Annotated in this window: 14 protein-coding genes and 2 tRNA genes; 6 read left to right on the forward strand and 10 right to left on the reverse strand. The window is 60.1% G+C overall.

Translation table 11 applies throughout. The annotated features are described in order from the left end of the window. Positions 1–38: 38 nt before the first annotated feature. Positions 39–1174, reverse strand: a protein-coding gene (locus TRM7557_RS15715; protein ID WP_413081165.1) for an IS3 family transposase whose coding sequence is annotated in 2 segments (ribosomal slippage) — positions 39–910 and positions 910–1174 — 1137 coding nt in all. Because the reading frame shifts where the segments join, the coding sequence is not laid out codon by codon here. Positions 1175–1379: 205 nt separating this feature from the next. On the opposite strand from TRM7557_RS15715, the gene TRM7557_RS15725 reads away from it, so the two are divergent. Together TRM7557_RS15725 and TRM7557_RS15730 are read left to right on the forward strand one after the other, a co-directional pair. Continuing rightward, the gene (locus tag TRM7557_RS15725; RefSeq protein ID WP_058291186.1) at positions 1380–1571 is read left to right on the forward strand and encodes a hypothetical protein; all 192 of its coding nucleotides are present in this window, start codon (positions 1380–1382) and stop codon (positions 1569–1571) included. After that, a complete protein-coding gene (locus tag TRM7557_RS15730) occupies positions 1568–2599 on the forward strand; it encodes a site-specific integrase (protein ID WP_058291187.1) in 1032 nt (343 codons plus the stop codon). Before TRM7557_RS15725 ends, TRM7557_RS15730 begins: the two co-directional genes overlap by 4 nt. A 68-nt stretch (positions 2600–2667) precedes the next feature. Here the strand turns inward: TRM7557_RS15730 and TRM7557_RS15735 are convergent. Further along, positions 2668–2741 (reverse strand) — tRNA-Cys (locus TRM7557_RS15735). A 110-nt stretch (positions 2742–2851) separates the two neighbouring features. Next, complete coding sequence (locus TRM7557_RS15740) at positions 2852–3571, reverse strand: CbiX/SirB N-terminal domain-containing protein (protein ID WP_058291188.1); 720 nt, start codon at positions 3569–3571, stop codon at positions 2852–2854. A 186-nt stretch (positions 3572–3757) separates the two neighbouring features. Here TRM7557_RS15740 and TRM7557_RS15745 point away from each other — a divergent pair. The 4 genes from TRM7557_RS15745 (at position 3758) to TRM7557_RS15760 (ending at position 9019) form a co-directional block, all read left to right on the forward strand. Continuing rightward, a tRNA-Gly gene (locus tag TRM7557_RS15745) sits at positions 3758–3831 on the forward strand. 207 nt (positions 3832–4038) lie between these two features. Then, on the forward strand, positions 4039–5865 hold the full coding sequence (locus TRM7557_RS15750) for an ABC transporter transmembrane domain-containing protein (protein ID WP_058291189.1): 1827 nt from the start codon (positions 4039–4041) through the stop codon (positions 5863–5865). Between the two features lie 200 nt (positions 5866–6065). Then, positions 6066–7949: an acyl-CoA synthetase gene (locus tag TRM7557_RS15755; protein ID WP_058291190.1), complete on the forward strand. Its 1884-nt coding sequence runs from the start codon at positions 6066–6068 to the stop codon at positions 7947–7949. A gap of 143 nt (positions 7950–8092) precedes the next feature. Then, entirely contained in the window at positions 8093–9019 is a 927-nt protein-coding gene (locus tag TRM7557_RS15760) for an alpha/beta hydrolase (RefSeq protein WP_058291191.1), read from the forward strand. Positions 9020–9182: 163 nt separating this feature from the next. On the opposite strand, the gene TRM7557_RS15765 is transcribed toward TRM7557_RS15760, so the two are convergent. From TRM7557_RS15765 to TRM7557_RS15795, 7 genes are all read right to left on the reverse strand, one after another. Continuing rightward, entirely contained in the window at positions 9183–9944 is a 762-nt protein-coding gene (locus TRM7557_RS15765) for a hypothetical protein (protein WP_058291192.1), read from the reverse strand. 143 nt (positions 9945–10087) lie between these two features. Then, positions 10088–10543, reverse strand: coding sequence for a D-aminoacyl-tRNA deacylase (gene dtd / locus TRM7557_RS15770; RefSeq protein ID WP_058291193.1), 456 nt, complete (start codon positions 10541–10543; stop codon positions 10088–10090). Beyond that, on the reverse strand, positions 10540–11688 hold the full coding sequence (locus tag TRM7557_RS15775; protein WP_058291194.1) for a TFIIB-type zinc finger domain-containing protein: 1149 nt from the start codon (positions 11686–11688) through the stop codon (positions 10540–10542). Before TRM7557_RS15775 ends, dtd begins: the two co-directional genes overlap by 4 nt. A gap of 74 nt (positions 11689–11762) precedes the next feature. Then, the gene (locus TRM7557_RS15780) at positions 11763–12971 is read right to left on the reverse strand and encodes an SPFH domain-containing protein (RefSeq protein WP_058291195.1); all 1209 of its coding nucleotides are present in this window, start codon (positions 12969–12971) and stop codon (positions 11763–11765) included. 36 nt (positions 12972–13007) lie between these two features. Next, positions 13008–13901 (reverse strand): DUF2927 domain-containing protein, encoded by an 894-nt coding sequence (locus tag TRM7557_RS15785; protein WP_058291605.1) that lies wholly within the window; start codon positions 13899–13901, stop codon positions 13008–13010. Positions 13902–14034: 133 nt separating this feature from the next. After that, positions 14035–15228, reverse strand: coding sequence for a toxic anion resistance protein (locus TRM7557_RS15790; protein WP_058291196.1), 1194 nt, complete (start codon positions 15226–15228; stop codon positions 14035–14037). Between the two features lie 21 nt (positions 15229–15249). Continuing rightward, a complete protein-coding gene (locus TRM7557_RS15795; protein ID WP_058291197.1) occupies positions 15250–16146 on the reverse strand; it encodes a 5-bromo-4-chloroindolyl phosphate hydrolysis family protein in 897 nt (298 codons plus the stop codon). Positions 16147–16233: the final 87 nt, after the last annotated feature.

A 16233-nucleotide genomic window follows, 5' to 3' on the forward strand; every position in this document is an offset into this window, starting at 1 on the left:
AGTTTGCCGCCGTGCTAAGCTATAGCATTGGTTTCATTTCAGGCGGCAAGCTTCAGGTCCGGAGATCGTCTATCATAGGCCTCGTCCGGCGTCATGATCCCATGTGATGAGTGCGGGCGTCTTTCGTTGTAGTAAGTGATCCAGTTTCCGATCCCGTCGCGGGCTTCGGAGCCGGTTTCGAAAGCGTTCAGGTAGACGCATTCGTATTTGAGGGATCGCCAGAGCCGCTCGATCATTCGGTTGTCGATCCAGCGCCCCCGACCATCCATCGAGATTTTGACCTTCGCATCGCGCAACACGTCTGTGAAATCGGTGCTGGTGAATTGCGAACCTTGGTCGGTATTGAATATCTCGGGGGGGCCGTATCGGGCCAGCGCGTCTTTCAATGCCTCGACGCAGAACCCCGCGTCCATGCTGTTCGAGAGCCGCCAGCTCAGCACCTTCCGGCTGTGCCAGTCCATGATAGCAACGAGATAGAGAAATCCCCGGCGCATGGGGATGTAGCTGATGTCAGCACACCAGACCTGGTTAGACTGGGTGATGGGTAAGTCCTTCAGAAGATATGGATATATCTTGTGCTCCGGGTGCCTTTTGCTGGTCTTCGGCTCCTGGTAGATCGGCACCAAACGCATGATTTTCATCAGCCGCCTGATCCGATGCCGCCCGCACTTGTGTCCCTCGCGAGCCAGCTGACGGGCCATCTGGCGTGAACCATACCATGGTGTCTCGAGAAACTGACGATCGATGATTTCCATGAACTTCAGGTTCTCGGCGCTTTCTCCGCGCGGCTGGTAGTAAAACGTCGAGCGTGCCAACGACAGCAGGCTGCATTGCCGCCGGACGCTGAGATCAGAATGGTCTTTCTTCACCGCTTTTTGCCTCCAGTGCCGAGGATGAGACTGGAGGCTTCCGACAAAAAATCCCGTTCCACCACCAACTGGCCGATTTTGGCATGCAGCTTTTCGACCTCTGCCGCCGATATCATCGGTTCAGCGGTCGCCGGGCCACTGAAGACCTGTGCCATGTTCTCAATCGCGGTCCGTTTCCAGCCGCTGATCATAGTGGGGTGGATGTCATACTTCTTGGCCAGCTCGGCCGTCGTGAGCTCCTCGCGGATGGCCTCCAAAGCAACCTTCGCCTTGAACTCTGTCGAATAGCGTTTTCGTTTGGTCATTTCTGTGCGTTCTTCCTCAGGCGCTACAGCTTAACACTTGGTCCGAAATCCCGCGACCATCTCTGGCAACTCCCAGAATTCTGAGGTGATCCGCGCAATTCGCGCGGCAAAGGACAGGCGCTCCACTCCCGCTTCAATCGGAAATATCAATATAGATCAGGGTGATAATGCGCGTTGTTAACGAGGTGAGAGAGGTGTCGATAAGATGACGAAAGTAAGTGCACAGACGAAAGCGAAACAAGCGGCCTCGGCTTTTATCCGCGAGGCGCGGGAGGCAGGTTGGCAACGCGCGAAGTTCGAGATCAAGCCAGATGGCAGTGTCATCGTCGATGCCAACATGGTCGCGCCAGAGGCAGCTGACGACTTTCTCAACAGTGACCTGAGAATGGGCGAATGACCCGCAAGAGCCTTCCAAAATACGTCTACAATGACAGAGGATACCTTCGGTTCATCCGGCGTTCGCGCGGCATCTCTGTCATGATGCATGAGGAAGCGGGCACTCCGGAATTTTGGGATCATTACAATCGCCTGCTTAAAGGAAAGCCAGCGCCTGCGCCGGTGAAGCGTAACTTTGAGGCCTTAATCCTGAGCTATTACGAGAGCGACGCCTACAAAAAGCTGAAGCCCCGGACGAGATCCGACTATCGGCGGTATATCAGCCACATTCGTGAGATCTGGGCCGAGAAAGACCCGGCCAGGATCGAGACCCATCATATCTACGAATTGCACCGCGCCAATGCGGATCACTGGCGGCAAGCCAATTATCTCGTCCAGGTCATGGTCGTCTTGATGAACCACGCACGATTGATTGGCTTTATTAAGAAGGAGCACGGCAATCCGGCGAAAGGCATTCCGCTCTTAAAGCAGCAGAGCGATGGCTGGGAGCCTTGGCCGGACGATGTCCGCGCAGAGTTCGAAGCGCTGGCTTCTGAGCGTGCGCGACTGGTCTACGAGCTTTGCGTTGGCACAGGCCAGCGAATTGGCGACGTCGTAAAGATGAAGTGGGCACACTTTTCCGACGAAGGATTCGATTTCACTCAGGGTAAAACCGACAAGCCGCTGTGGATCCCGCTCACTGATCGTCTCAAGGCTCACCTGGACGGGCTCGAGCGAACGGACGGCACGGTCGTGACTGACGCTAAGGGCAGGTCGGTCAGCTATCGCATCATCGCCGAGGAAATGCGCTCCATCAAAAAGAAGATGAAGCACGAGAAGGCGAGCTACTACAAAACGCACGGGCTCAGGAAAAATGCGACGATTGAGCTGTATCTGGCTGGGTGTGATGACGAGATGGTCAAAGCCGTCACCGGCCATTCAGGCGTTGAGATGCTCAAAAAGTACGGTGGGCCGATCCGGCAAAGAGAGCTCGCGAAGCGCGCTCAAGAGGCAAGAAATCAAATGGAACGAAGCAAGACCGAAACGTGAAAGTTTCAACGGTTGTTTCAAAAATGGCAGTGAAGGAGAGAAAGGATGAAGCAAGTCATTGATTTTATTGGAGGCGAGTACCGGAATCGAACCGGTGTACACGGATTTGCAATCCGCTGCGTCACCACTCCGCCAACTCGCCATCCGTGGTGTGAGGGCTGATTAATCATATGCGCGCACGGGGTGCAAGAGGTCAAATGCAACAAAGCGCACAGAAATTGCGTTTCTTTTCATGCGGCCGCGAAAACCCGCTCAGGCGTCTTCCCCGAGAAGGGCGCTGTCGGCGGCGGTCTCAATGGCCTCGGCGATCAAGGCCGCAGCGCAGGGGGCGGCCCCCAGCGACGGCAGCAGGGCGCCGGGAAATGCGCCTGCCTCCAGCGCTTCGGGAATGTCTTCGCGCACATGGTCGCCGCTTTGGGCAAAGAAGGGCAGGCACAGGCTGTGTGGCCCCAATGGCTGGGCGGCGGCCTCAATAAAAGGGTCCTGTTCTACATAACCGGTCGAAATCTGCGGGCCGGGCAGGGCCAGGCGCAGGGCACTTGCAAAGGCTTCGGCGGCCTCTGCCGCTTTGGGGCCGCGCGCGGATCCATGGGCGGCCAGAAGGATCTGTGCGGTCGCCGCGTCCCAGTTGCGTGCCACCAGCTCCCGGCGCAGCAGGTCAGCCGTGGCTTCGGGCAGATCCGGCAGCAGGCCAAAGGGCGTGGCCATTCGGTACTGCCAGCCCTTCAGCCGGTCAGGGAGGACGCGCGCTGTGAAATAGCCACGCGCCATAAAGAATGGAAAGATTACCGCACCATCTGCCATGGCAGAATCCAGCGCGCCTTTGGATGACAGCGTGGCAGATCGCACTTCCCAGCCGGACAAGTGGTCGCTGACCTGCGCCGCAATATAGGCCAGATGGATTTCCGCAGGCGGCGGGGCCGAGGGCTGGCCGTGGGAAACCAGAATGGCAATGCGAGAGGAGGTCTTCACAGGGTGTCCTTGGGCTGAGCACCGGTCGGGCGGCGCGGGCGATTGGCTTGAATACCGCAAGCTAGGGCGCTGATGTGGTGGGGAAAAGGGGGGCGCTTTAGAATATGTCAGATTTCAGGGAGTTTCCGCGCGATTAGGTGCTTGACCTCGGAATCCGCTTACCATAAATCACAACAACACCCACGAGCGGGTATGGTGAAATGGTATCATAAGAGCCTTCCAAGCTTAAGGTGCGGGTTCGATTCCCGCTACCCGCTCCAGGGTGTTCCCCCCAAACAAAAAACAACGCTGCCCGTCCTATGCCTTTTCTGGATTGCGTCAGGAATTGTCCTGAAATCCCTGCGGCTATTGCGCCTCTTGGATGGCTTGCTGCGACTGATTGCTTGACCTTTGCAAAGCGCACAGGTCAGAAAGCAGTGAAACGCCCGCTGTGAACGCCGGGCGACACGGCGAATGAAGGAACTCAGATGGCCCGCACCACCGCGCAGCGCCCGACAACGGCCCCTCAGGCCCCTGCGAACTCTGCCAATGAAGAACGCGAAACCTCGCGTAAAATTGGTGTTCTGCGCAGCCTGTGGCCCTTTATGACGCCCTACAAGACCTTGATTTTTGCGGCTTTGGCCGCGCTGACGCTCACGGCGGGCGTGTCCTTGTCGCTGCCTTTGGCCGTGCGCCGGGTGGTGGACAATTTCCGCGTCACAGATGCGGCGCTGCTGAACCAGTATTTTGTGGCCGCCCTTGCCATGGCGGCGCTGCTCGCGCTGGGCACGGGGCTGCGCTATGCGCTGGTCACCCGTCTGGGCGAACGGGTTGTGGCCGATATCCGCAAGGCGGTCTTTGACCGTGTGATCGGGATGAGCCCTGCGTTCTACGAACGCATTATGACCGGCGAAGTGCTGAGCCGGATCACCACGGATACCACGCTGATCCAGTCGGTGCTGGGCTCCAGTGCGTCGATTGCACTGCGCAACCTGTTGATTTTCCTCGGCGGTCTGACCCTGATGCTGCTGACCTCGGCCAAGCTGACAGGGTTGGTGTTGCTGATTGTTCCGGCTGTTGTGGTGCCGATCATGGTGCTGGGGCGCCGCCTGCGCGGGATCAGCCGCGAGAACCAGGACTGGATCGCGGCGTCTTCGGGCAATGCGGGCGAAGCGCTGGGCGCGGTGCAGACCGTGCAGGCCTTTACCCATGAAACCGAAAGCCGCGCAAAATTTTCGGAGCTGACCGAGACTTCTTATGCTGTCTCCAAACGCCGGATCCAGACCCGCGCTTACCTGACGGTCATTGTGATTTTCCTCGTGTTTTCCGGCATTGTCGGCGTGCTGTGGATCGGCGCAAATGACGTCCGCCAAGGCCACATGAGCGAAGGCACTTTGGTGCAGTTCGTGATTTTCTCGGTCATGGTGGCGGGATCGGTCGCGGCGCTCTCGGAAATCTGGAGCGAGCTGCAACGCGCGGCTGGCGCGACCGAACGGCTGATCGAACTTTTGAACGCTGAAGACACCGTCAATGACCCGTCCGCACCGCAACAGCTGGCAACACCGGTGCGCGGCGAGATTACCTTTGACGACGTGTCCTTCCACTATCCAACCCGCAAGGATGTCTCGGCACTGGACGCGGTCACGCTGACCATCAAGCCGGGCGAAACCGTGGCCTTTGTTGGCCCCTCGGGCGCGGGCAAAACCACCGTTATCCAGATGATCCAGCGGTTTTATGATCCGCAGTCGGGCGTCGTGCGCTTGGATGGGCATGCCCTGACCGAAGTTGCGCGCGCCGAATTCCGTAAACATATTGCCCTGGTCCCCCAAGATCCGGTGATCTTTGCCGCCTCTGCCCGCGAAAACATCCGCTTTGGCCGGTTGGACGCAACAGATGCCGAGGTCGAGGCCGCCGCACAGGCCGCCGCCGCACATGAGTTCATTTCCAAACTGCCCGAGGGGTATGACAGTTTTGTCGGAGAACGCGGCGTCATGCTTTCCGGTGGTCAAAAACAGCGTATAGCCATTGCCCGTGCCATCCTGCGCGATGCGCCGGTGCTGCTTCTGGACGAAGCGACCTCGGCGCTGGATGCGGAAAGCGAACGTCTGGTGCAGGCCGCTGTCGATCAGCTGTCGCAGGATCGGACCACCGTTGTGGTAGCGCACCGTCTGGCCACGGTCAAAAAGGCCGACCGTATTGTCGTGATGGATGCCGGGCGGATTGTTGCCACCGGCACCCATGACGAACTGGTCGCAGAAGGTGGGCTTTATGCCCGTCTGGCGCGGCTTCAATTCACCGATGGCGCCGCGCTCTGACCCGATCAGCGCCCCGGCCCACATCAAAAGAGACAAGAACCCCGCCGATTCCGGCAAATCCCCTCGAAATGGCGCAGCGTCAAACCCTGCCTTCCCTAACGTGAAGGTTAAGGCTCGCTTGCGCGATGCAACATTTGCAATCATTTTGGGGCGCGAGGAACAAGAATGTGCCAAAATCGGCCAATAGGGGAGGAGAGGACATGACTTTTGCGACACCGGCGGATGTAGCCGCGATCGAAAATCAGGCAACCTGGGAGAACCGGGTCAAGCCTGACACACTGTACCAGATGCTGTCGGAGACCACGAAGAAGTTCCCGTCTCATAAGGCGGTGAGCTATCAGATCTTTTCGGGTCCGACCGACAAGGCGGAAACCCTGACCTGGTCGCAGCTGAAAGATCAGGTCTCTCAGGCGGCGAATATGTTCCGTGCCCATGGTGTGGGCGAAAAGGACGTGATCGCCTACGTCCTGCCGAACTGTAATGAGGCGCTGGTGACCTTCCTGGGCGGTGCCGTTGCGGGCATTGTGAACCCGATCAATCCGCTGTTGGAGCCCGAACAGATCGCGTCGATCCTGCGCGAAACCGGCGCAAAGGTGGTTGTGACCCTCAAACCCTTCCCGCGCACCGACGTCAGCCAGAAGGTGGCAGAGGCCGTGCGCCATGCGCCGGGTGTCAACACCGTTCTGGAAGTCGATCTGAAGCGGTATCTGACGCCCCCGAAATCCTGGCTGATCCCGCTGGTGCGTCCCAAGGTCGACCGCAGCATTGCCCATGCGGATTACAAATGCTTCCGCAAAGAGGTCGCCAAATTCCCGACCGAGCTGCAGTTCCCCGACGCAACCGAGGACCGTGTGGCCTGCTATTTCCACACCGGCGGCACCACCGGCATGCCCAAGGTCGCGCAGCACACCTATTCCGGCCTTGTCTACAATGGCTGGCTGGGTCACGAGCTGCTGTTCTCTGAGAACGACAATGTCATGTGTCCGCTGCCGCTGTTCCACGTCTTTGCCTGCCATGTGATCATCATGTCGGCGGTCAAATCCGGCGCGCATGTGGTCTTCCCGACGCCACAGGGCTATCGCGGGGAAGGGGTGTTTGACAACTTCTGGAAGCTCTGCGAGCGCTGGAAGATCACCTTTATCATCACCGTGCCAACCGCAATCTCGGCCAAGATGCAGCGCCCTGTCGATGCGGATATCTCCACGGTGAAAACCGCCTTTTCCGGTTCTGCCCCGCTGCCCCTCGAACTGTTCCGCCGCTTTGAAGAGGCAACGGGCATTGGCATCATCGAAGGTTACGGCCTGACCGAGGCCACCTGCCTTGTGTCGGTGAACCCGGTCGATGGCGAAAAGAAAGTCGGCTCTGTCGGCCTGCCATTCCCCTATGCGGATGTGCGCATTGTCAAAGGTACGGCCGATGGCAATGTGGAATGCGGCGCTGACGAGATCGGCGAAATCTGCGTCTATACCCCCGGCGTTTTCCCCGGCAACACCTATACCGAGGCGGACAAGAACAAGGACCTCTACTACAACGAGAAGTTCTTGCGCACCGGGGATCTGGGCCGCATTGATGCTGATGGCTATCTCTGGATCACGGGCCGCGCCAAGGATCTGATCATTCGCGGTGGTCACAATATCGACCCGGCCGAAATCGAAGAGGCGCTCTTGGGGCACGAGGCTGTGGCCTTTGCCGGTGCCATCGGTCAGCCCGATGCCCATGCCGGCGAAATCCCCTGTGTCTATGTGGAACTGGTGGACGGTGCTTCCGTGAGCGAAGCCGAACTGATGGACTACTGCAAGGTCCACATCCACGAACGCGCCGCGATCCCCAAGCATCTGACCATTCTGGACGAGCTGCCGAAAACGGCTGTGGGCAAGGTCTTTAAACCGGACCTGCGCCGCGAGGCCATCACGCGCATCTACAACGAGGCCCTGTCCAAAGCTGGTCATGCCGCGCTGGTGGTGTCGGTCACTGACGACAAAAAACGCGGTCTGGTGGCACAGGTGTCGCTGAATGGCGCGGACAAGGACGCCGTGGATCACACGCTGGCGAATTTTACCCGCCCTTGGGAAGAAGCTGCCTGACACGCCGCCTAATTCGGTCTCTTGTGGCTGATAACACACTAAAAAAGCGCGCCCTCAGTGGCGCGCTTTTGCGATCTGGCGTTGCACAAGCCACGCGCTTGGCTATCGTGAAGTCGAACAGATGACCCACGAAAGCCCGCCGCATGGACAACGACACGCTTCTCGACCCTGAAATTCGCGCCTTTATCCGCCGCTCTGCCGACAGCTACCCGGGCGAGGCCGTGGATCACACGATCGAACAGCAGCGCGCATTCTACAACGACTCTGTCGCCCAGTTTCGCGAACCCCGCCCCGAAGTGGTCGAGGTCTCTGAGGCGACCGTGGGTTACGTGCAGGTGCGCATCTATTCCGCAGGCGACCCGACCCGCACGGTGCTTTACTGCCACGGCGGCGGCTGGGTGGTGGGGGATTTGAACTCCCACGACGACATCTGCGCCGAAATCTGCGCCCAGACCGGCTACCGGGTGGTGGCGGTGGACTACCGCCTCGCCCCCGACCACCAGCACCCGGCACAGTTTGACGACGCCTATGCGGTGGCCGAATGGATCGCGCAAGAATTTCCCGGCGGCATGGTTCTGGCAGGCGACAGCGCCGGTGGCGCGCTGGTGGCCTGTGTCGCCCATAAGGCGCGCGGTCAGATCGAAGGTGTGCTAGGGCAGGTGCTGATCTACCCGGTGCTGGGGCCAGAGGTTGACCGGGGTTCTTACATCGAACACGCCGAAGCGCCAATGCTGACCCGCGCCGACATGTCGATGTACAACAAAATCCGTACCGGCGGTGAGATGCCCGCTGAGGCCGACCCGACTCTTCTGCCGCTGATGGACACGGATTTCGCGGAGCTGCCGCCCACGGTGCTGTTCTCCGCCGATGTGGACCCGCTGCGCGACGATTGCCGCGACTACCGCGACGCGCTGAAAGAGGCGGGGGTGAAGGTCCATTGGACCAATGAGGAAGGTCTGGTGCACAGCTACCTGCGCGCCCGGACAACCTCGTCCAAAGCCCGCGACAGCTTTGAACGGATTTCCGTGGCCATCGAGGCGCTGGGGCAGGAGCTTTGGGGCTGGGATTGAGTGTTTGCCACAATCAATAAAGCCATTTGATGCAGAAACCTTTATCTGCTTTCTGCATCAACAATTCTTGTGTGTGGCTGATCGATTCTGTTCCGAATTGAAGGGAGCTGTCCTCTCCCCATGAATGAAGAAGGCACTGCACCAAGTGCGACACGAGGAGTACTTATTCAGTGCGGTGAACAACTGATCCGATATATGCCATTCGAAGACGGGAAGTGTTTAGGTCACTTGGGTTTTTAATGGCAGGCTTCATATCGCCCCCGGGGTGACGTTCAAATCCGCACATAAAAAACGCATTGGGTTCAGGGTGCCCAGCACTCTTTGCGCGGTCGAGAACATCTTGCCCCCAAAATTGGCTCCAAGAATAGTCTGCTATCCGATCGAACCAAGGTCTATTTTCCCCGATAAATGCGCCTTCCGTTAAATCGTGGTCGATATACAATTCACCCTGTGTTTCAGCGAAAAGGGAAATTGGCGTGTTGTCTTGTGCCAATTCTTCTTCTTCCGTCGTTGGTTCAGGGAACTCTCTTTCGCCGAACATATCCCAAAAAGCATTAGAATCTTCAGCATAGCCCACCCAGAATTGAGCCGTATGCGTTGGCCATGGTCTCGGTTCATCAATGACTATCTCGACACCCGCGGTGAACTCTTCTTCCATTTTTTGCGACGAATTCGACGCCTCAGATAAAGAGACACGCATCGTAACGCGTCCGCGTGGCTCGATTTCCAGCTCCGGCAAGTCAGAATGGGCATCATATGCCTCAAAAATGAGGCGAAACTGATAAGTCCCGGGATCAAGGACGACACTGCAATTCTGCCCCGGAGGCACGACAAGTACTTCTTTCTCACCGTCTCGCAGAATAATTTTTCCAGGAAGATCAGGTGGAGTGCGTTCAACCCGTAGGTTCGCGGCGATATCAGTCATGGGTGGGGTTATCCGTTAAAATAAGTATGAAGGCCTTGGCGTGATTAAAGTTGTTGGAGGGTCAGATGGCCGAACGAGGACCTTCAATAATATGTTGTTTTTGTTATGTTACGCGGCGGTTGAAATGTTGCCGAGCTTGTTTGTCACCCCTGACGCCACTCCTCGGTATCCATCCAGAGCGTCACCGGCCCGTCATTGACCAACCCCACCTGCATGTTGGCGCCAAATTGCCCGGTCTCTACGCTCAGGCCTTGGTCCCGCAGGGCGTCTGCAAATTGCAGATAAAGCGCCTCGCCCACATCAGGCCGTGCGGCGGAGGAAAAGCCGGGGCGGTTGCCGCTGCGGGTGTCGGCGGCCAGCGTGAACTGGCTGACCACAAGGGCAGAACCGCCCATATCCAGAACCGAGCGGTTCATCTTGCCCGCCGCATCGGTGAAGATCCGCAGCTTGGCGATTTTGCGGGCCAAAAGCTGCCCCTCGGCCTCTGTATCACCCGCCATGGCGCAGATCAGGATCAAGAGGCCCGGGCCGGTCTGGCCAACCACTGCGCCATCGACCTTGACCGAGGCCTCCGTGACCCGCTGGATCAGTGCTCTCATTGCTGGCTCGCGACATAGGCCACGCCCCCGGCGATGATCAGACCAACGAGGACCGCGGCGGCGATTTTCCACGCCGACCAGGGCCGTTCGCCCTGCACGCGGCCCGTCTGGCCATTGACCACAAAGCGGTAGGTCTTGCCGCGGTATTTATAGGCCGCCAGCCACACCGGCAGTAGCACATGTTTGAAGGTGATGTCCGACACAGCCGTGTCGATCGAGCTGATCCGCTGCCGGTCGCCGCCAATGTCAAAGCGCACGTCGCGTTCGATCACCCGGTCCATGCGCTCGCGGGCCTCGTCAAAGCCCTCGCGTAGTTCGACCGCATAGGCCTCGGCGCGAAAGCCTGCGAGGTATTTCGGCTGATAGGGCGCAAGGCGGGACATGTCCCAGGGCTCCAGCGCGTCGGTAAACCGTTTGGGCAGCGATTTTGACGCCAGCACCAGCACGTCATCAAAGAAGCGGCTGACGCGGCCACGGGCGGGTGACCAACGCACGCGGACCTCGGTGCGGACCTGCGGTTTGCCATCGACCATAACGGTGCGGTTCACGTGGTATTCGGTGCCGCGCTGGCCGGTGTAGCGGCTGTCGGTCTGGGCGTCATAGGTCCAGAAGGGGACATAGATCCCCTCCATCCGGCGGCCTTTGCGGGCGTATTTCTGCAGGCCATTGGGGGCGAACCACAGGCGGCCCAGCCAGCTCTGCATGGCCTCATGGGCGGTGCGCTCGTCCAGAGCAAAGGGAATCACCCCCTTGGGCTTGATATGCCGGTTGTCGCCGGTGTCGGCGACCACAGGTGTGGCGCAGAAGGGGCATTCGCGGGCGTGGGTGGTCGGGTCGAACTCGACCTGCGCGCCGCAGTTGGAACAGCTGGAGACGCGGGTGATCTCCATCTCGGCCTGAGGCAGCTGGTCACGGATTGCGGCGTTGAAATCCAGTTCCCGCAGGCCGCTGCCGGATTTGGCGGCTTCCCAAGGGCTTTGCAGCGCATCGCTTTCATGGCCGCAGTGGTCGCAGATCAGTTTCGAATCCTTGGGCGAAAACCGGTAATCCGCGCCGCATTGCTCGCAGGGGAAGCGGTGGCTTTCGCGCGTCTCTTTGGGCGCGGCGGGCGGGGCCGCAGTAGGGGCGGGAGGAGGAGTGTCCATCACGTGGGACCTGCTTTGTGTTGGGCGTGCTGTTGGGCGTGGTTCAGAGGTTGGAGGATCCGCCAGCGGCAAAATCAGCCAGCCGGGGGCGGCGGAGGCGGTGGGGGGGGCAGGATTGTGAACAGCTGCGCCAGTTCGGTGACGTCACCCGCGCGCAACCAGCCGTCCTGACCCGGCGTCCAGACATGGGTGTCACGGGTCAGCTGACCTTCCTGCGCCATGCGCCCCATGCGCGCCTTGGAGAAGGGGCCAGAGGTCTGTCCATCGACGGCAATGTGCCAGACATGTTCGACCGGGGGCGGGGGCGGGGCCACAGGCGCCGGGGCGGCGGGCGCCGCCGCTTGCGGGGCAGCGGGTTCGGGCCGCGCGCCCCAGGGACCCGTGGCCTGACCCGCTGCCTGCGACGGCCCGGGTGCGGCACCGAACCCTGGGTTCATCTGATGCGCCATCTGTTGGGCCATCGCCATGCCCATGCCCATGCCGAGCCCTGCGCCCATCTGCGAGCCCGGCGTGCGGGCGGCGGCGTCCATGGCCTCGGCGGCGGCAAACTGGGTATAGCGGCCCAGATCGCCGACAATGCCCATCTTGGTGCGTTTGTCCAATGTCTCTTCGACCGCGGGCGGCAGCGAGATGTTTTCAATGTAAAGCTCTGGGACGGACAGGCCGTATTCGGCGACTTTCGGTGTGATCTCGGCCGCGATCAGCTTGCCCAGATCCGCCGTATTGGCGGCCATATCCAGCACCGGGATGCCCGAGCCCGCAATCGTGCGCGAAAACTCCTGCACGATGATATTGCGGATCTGATAAGAGATCTCGTCCATGGTGAACTGGCCATCGGTGCCGACGATTTCGGTCAGGAAACGGGCCGGATCCGTCACACGCACGCTATAGGTGCCAAAGGCCCGCAGACGCACGGGGCCAAATTCGGGATCGCGGCAGATGATCGGGTTCTTGGTGCCCCATTTCAGGTCATTGAACCGTGTGGTCGCAACAAAATAGATCTCGCTTTTGAAGGGCGACTGAAAGCCGTGATCCCAATGCTGAAGCGAGGTCATCAGCGGCATATTGTTGGTCTCGAGCATATAGAGACCGGGGGTAAAGACATCCGCCAGCTGGCCTTCGTGGACAAAGACCGCCGCCTGGCCTTCGCGCACCGTCAGCTTGGCACCGTATTTGATCTCGTGACCTTCACGGTCAAACCGCATGACCATCGTGTCGCGGGTGTCATCGGTCCAATGAATGACGTCAATGAACTGACCTCTGAGAAAGTCGAAAATCGGCATCTGGCTTATCTCCCGCTGGGCGCGCGCTGGGGCGCGTTAAAAGGCTGGGGACGCAGGCGAAGCCCCGGCGTCCGGATCTGGTGTCAGCCCCATCTGCTCCGCCGCGAGGGTGGGGATCAGGGGCAGGGCTTCCTCAATACTCATGCCTGGGTTCAGGCGCGCATCATACAGCATGGCAAGAAGCTTTTCATCGTGGCTGGTCAGGCGCGCAAATTCATCGTCGTCATTAAAGATCGACGGGCGCGCACGCTGGCTGTCATTGCGCAGGCCCAATCCCTGCGCCAGCTCTTCGTGAATGCAGGCCTCGCGCATCAGGGGCGGCTGTTCGGCGCGGATCAGCGCCACCCCGCGGCTGTAACGCAGCGGGTCCGCGGCAGGGCCGCCTGCGGTCACAAGGCAGTAAAACTGACGCGGCGGGGTGGCAAACAGGGCCAGATCCGCTTCGCTCATATTCGGCAGCAGGCGCTGCACACGGGCGCGGACAAAATCCGCATCATCAAGACCCGCAAATAGCACGGTGAAATTGCCGCGCGCGCCGGTGGTGATCCGATGCCCGGTCAGCCGTGACAGGCGTGTGGCATAGGCGCTGAGCAGGGCTTTGTCCTTGATCCGTTGTTCAGCTGACACCGAAGGCCCAAAGACCGCCTGCATCACCACAGGCCCCGTCCATCGCGCCAAGCGCCCGGTTCCGCTGGCGCTGGCGTCGCCATATTCGTCATAGAAGGCCAGCGCCTGAAAGGCTTCTGACAGGTCTTCGGCGTCATAGGGCGTATCAACTGCGCCGCCATCCACACGCAGCAGTCCCCGGGTCTGCAGATCCTGTTCCAGACGGCCATAAAACAGCGCCAGCGCCTGTGATTCGGGCGAAGGCGTATAGACCTCGACCGGTTTCAGGTTGTCCGGGCGCGGTTGGGGGCGCAGCGAGGTCATCGGGGCTTCACAGCCCGCCAGTCCAAGCGCCCCCACCAAAACAGGGGCAACAAAGCGCCATCTGCCCCGGAAACCGGGGCAGGCGCGGCGGAGCCAGTCCGCCAAAGGGGTGCTTGTCGCGCCCCGCAATGGATCAGGAGGCCGGAACAGCCGTGGCGGCATTGTCCCCAACACCATCCTTGCGCGCCTTGGCCGCAGCCAACGTGTCGCGCAGGTCGGCTTCCATCTTCTTCAGATCCTCTTCGGCGGCGGCGCGTTTGGCCTTGCCTTCGTCGGCGATCTGCAGGGATTCCTGAATGGTGCCGATCAGATCCGCATTGGCCTGTTTCACCGCGTCAATGTCAAAGACGCCGCGCTCCATTTCTTCGCGGATCATCTTATTGCTCTCGCGAAGATTGGCGGCATTGGCGGTCAGAAGCTCATTGGTCAGGTCATTGGCATCGCGCACCGCGCGCGCGGCCTCGGCCGAGCGCTGAATGGTCACCGCCTGCGCCAGCTGGGTTTCCCAGAGCGGCACAGTGTTCACCAGCGTCGAGTTGATCTTGGTCACCAGTGATTTGTCGTTTTCCTGCACCAAACGGATCGAGGGCAGGGATTGCATGGTCACCTGACGGGTGAGCTTCAGGTCATGCACCCGGCGTTCCAGATCGTCTCGGGCGGCGCGCAGATCGCGCAGTTCCTGGGCTTTCATCACTTGATCGGCCTCGGGCGCGGCGGCGACGGCCGCTTCCATCGCGGGGATCTCGGTTGAGTCGAGAACAGCCAGCTTGGCTTCGCCGGCAGCGATATAAAGCGCCAGTTCATCGTAGAAATTCAGCGTCTTGTCATACAGCAGATCAAGCGATTTGATGTCTTTCAGCAGCGTGTGTTCGTGCGACAGCAGATTGTCGGTGATCTTGTCGATCTGTCCCTGCACGGTTTCAAACCGGGCGGTGAACTTGGCAAAAGGCGCAGCGCGGCCCAAGAGGCGTTCCCAGAAGGTCGGCTTGCGGCGCACATCCAGTTCCGACACCGAAAAGCCGCGGATCGTGGTGACAATATCGCGCAGACTATCGCCCGCCGGGCCCACGTCCTTGTTGCGCACGTCTTGCAGCATCGCCTGCGAAATCGTCTGCAATTCGGCCTGCGCGCTCGATCCGAAATTGATGATCGACCCGGTGTTGGCCATGTCCAGCTCATCCATGCGGATCCGGATGGCCTCGGATGTGGGGGCATCGGCAGCCTCCAAAGAGGCAACTTCTTGAGCGGGCTCGGCCAGAACCACGTCCGTGACTTCTTTCACCAGCACTTCGGCCTCGGCGGCCTTTTGTTTAACGATCTCGGACATGGGTGGTCTCTCCTGTCGGGATTATAAATTGCGGTCCAGATGGACCCCTTCGCGTTCCAGCCGCTCGCGCAGCACGTCAATTTCGATGCCCAGATCGCTGCGGTCTTCGATCAGCAGCGTCTCGGTCTTGGTGGCAAAGTTGCTTTGCAGATCATCCAGCAGCGCCAGATAGTCGGCGCGCGCCTGTGCGTCCTGGCTGCGGGCATAAATATCGGCGAATTTCACCGTCGCATCGCGCGCGCCCAGCAGATAAACGGTCAGATATTTGCGCGCCGCCGTCAGGTCACGCGGGTCTTCCTCGACCGTGCGAGCCATGGTGCGGACGGTGGCCTGAAATTGTTCAACGCGGGCCTCAACCTGACGATCGCGGGCGCGTTTCACCGCATCGGCCATCGACGCCAGATGCGCCTCTGCCTCATCGACAATGCGGGCCACGCGCGAAGACTGGAATGCGTCCAGGCCTTCGGTGCCTTTGTTTTTCAGGGGATCCATACCAAACGCAGCCAGATGCAGCCCGCCGACGGCCAGCGCATAAAGCGGCGTCAGCAGGGGCTCGGATCCCGCGCTGAGCGCGGCAAGGGCCGCGCCAACAGCGGCCAGAACTGCAGCCAGAATTTTACGGGGCAAAGCCGGGCGCCGCGCCACTTTGCGGTCATTATAGGCGGCTTCGGCCTTCAGCCCTTCGCGCAGCATCACCGCGCCGCCGGTCCAGACGCCAGCGCCAATCAGGCCCAGCGCCATCGCACCGGCACCGGAAAAGACCGAAGAAAGCAAAAGCACGCCCGCAGGCACAAACATCAGGTTCGCGCGCAGCCCCACAGGGGTCACGCGCGCCGTGTTCATCGGGCCGGCGGAAGGGGTGCCTTTTTCCGGCTTTTGACCAGAGGGGCTGTATTTGCCACCAAAACGCTGCGCCATGACCTAAGCCCCCGCAATCAGCCCGGTGGCCAATCCCAGCATCAGGATCAGCAATGCGACAAAGCTAAGGTTTTTCACCCCGAACGT

It is taken from the genome of Tritonibacter multivorans (assembly GCF_001458415.1).
Lineage (GTDB): Bacteria > Pseudomonadota > Alphaproteobacteria > Rhodobacterales > Rhodobacteraceae > Epibacterium > Epibacterium multivorans.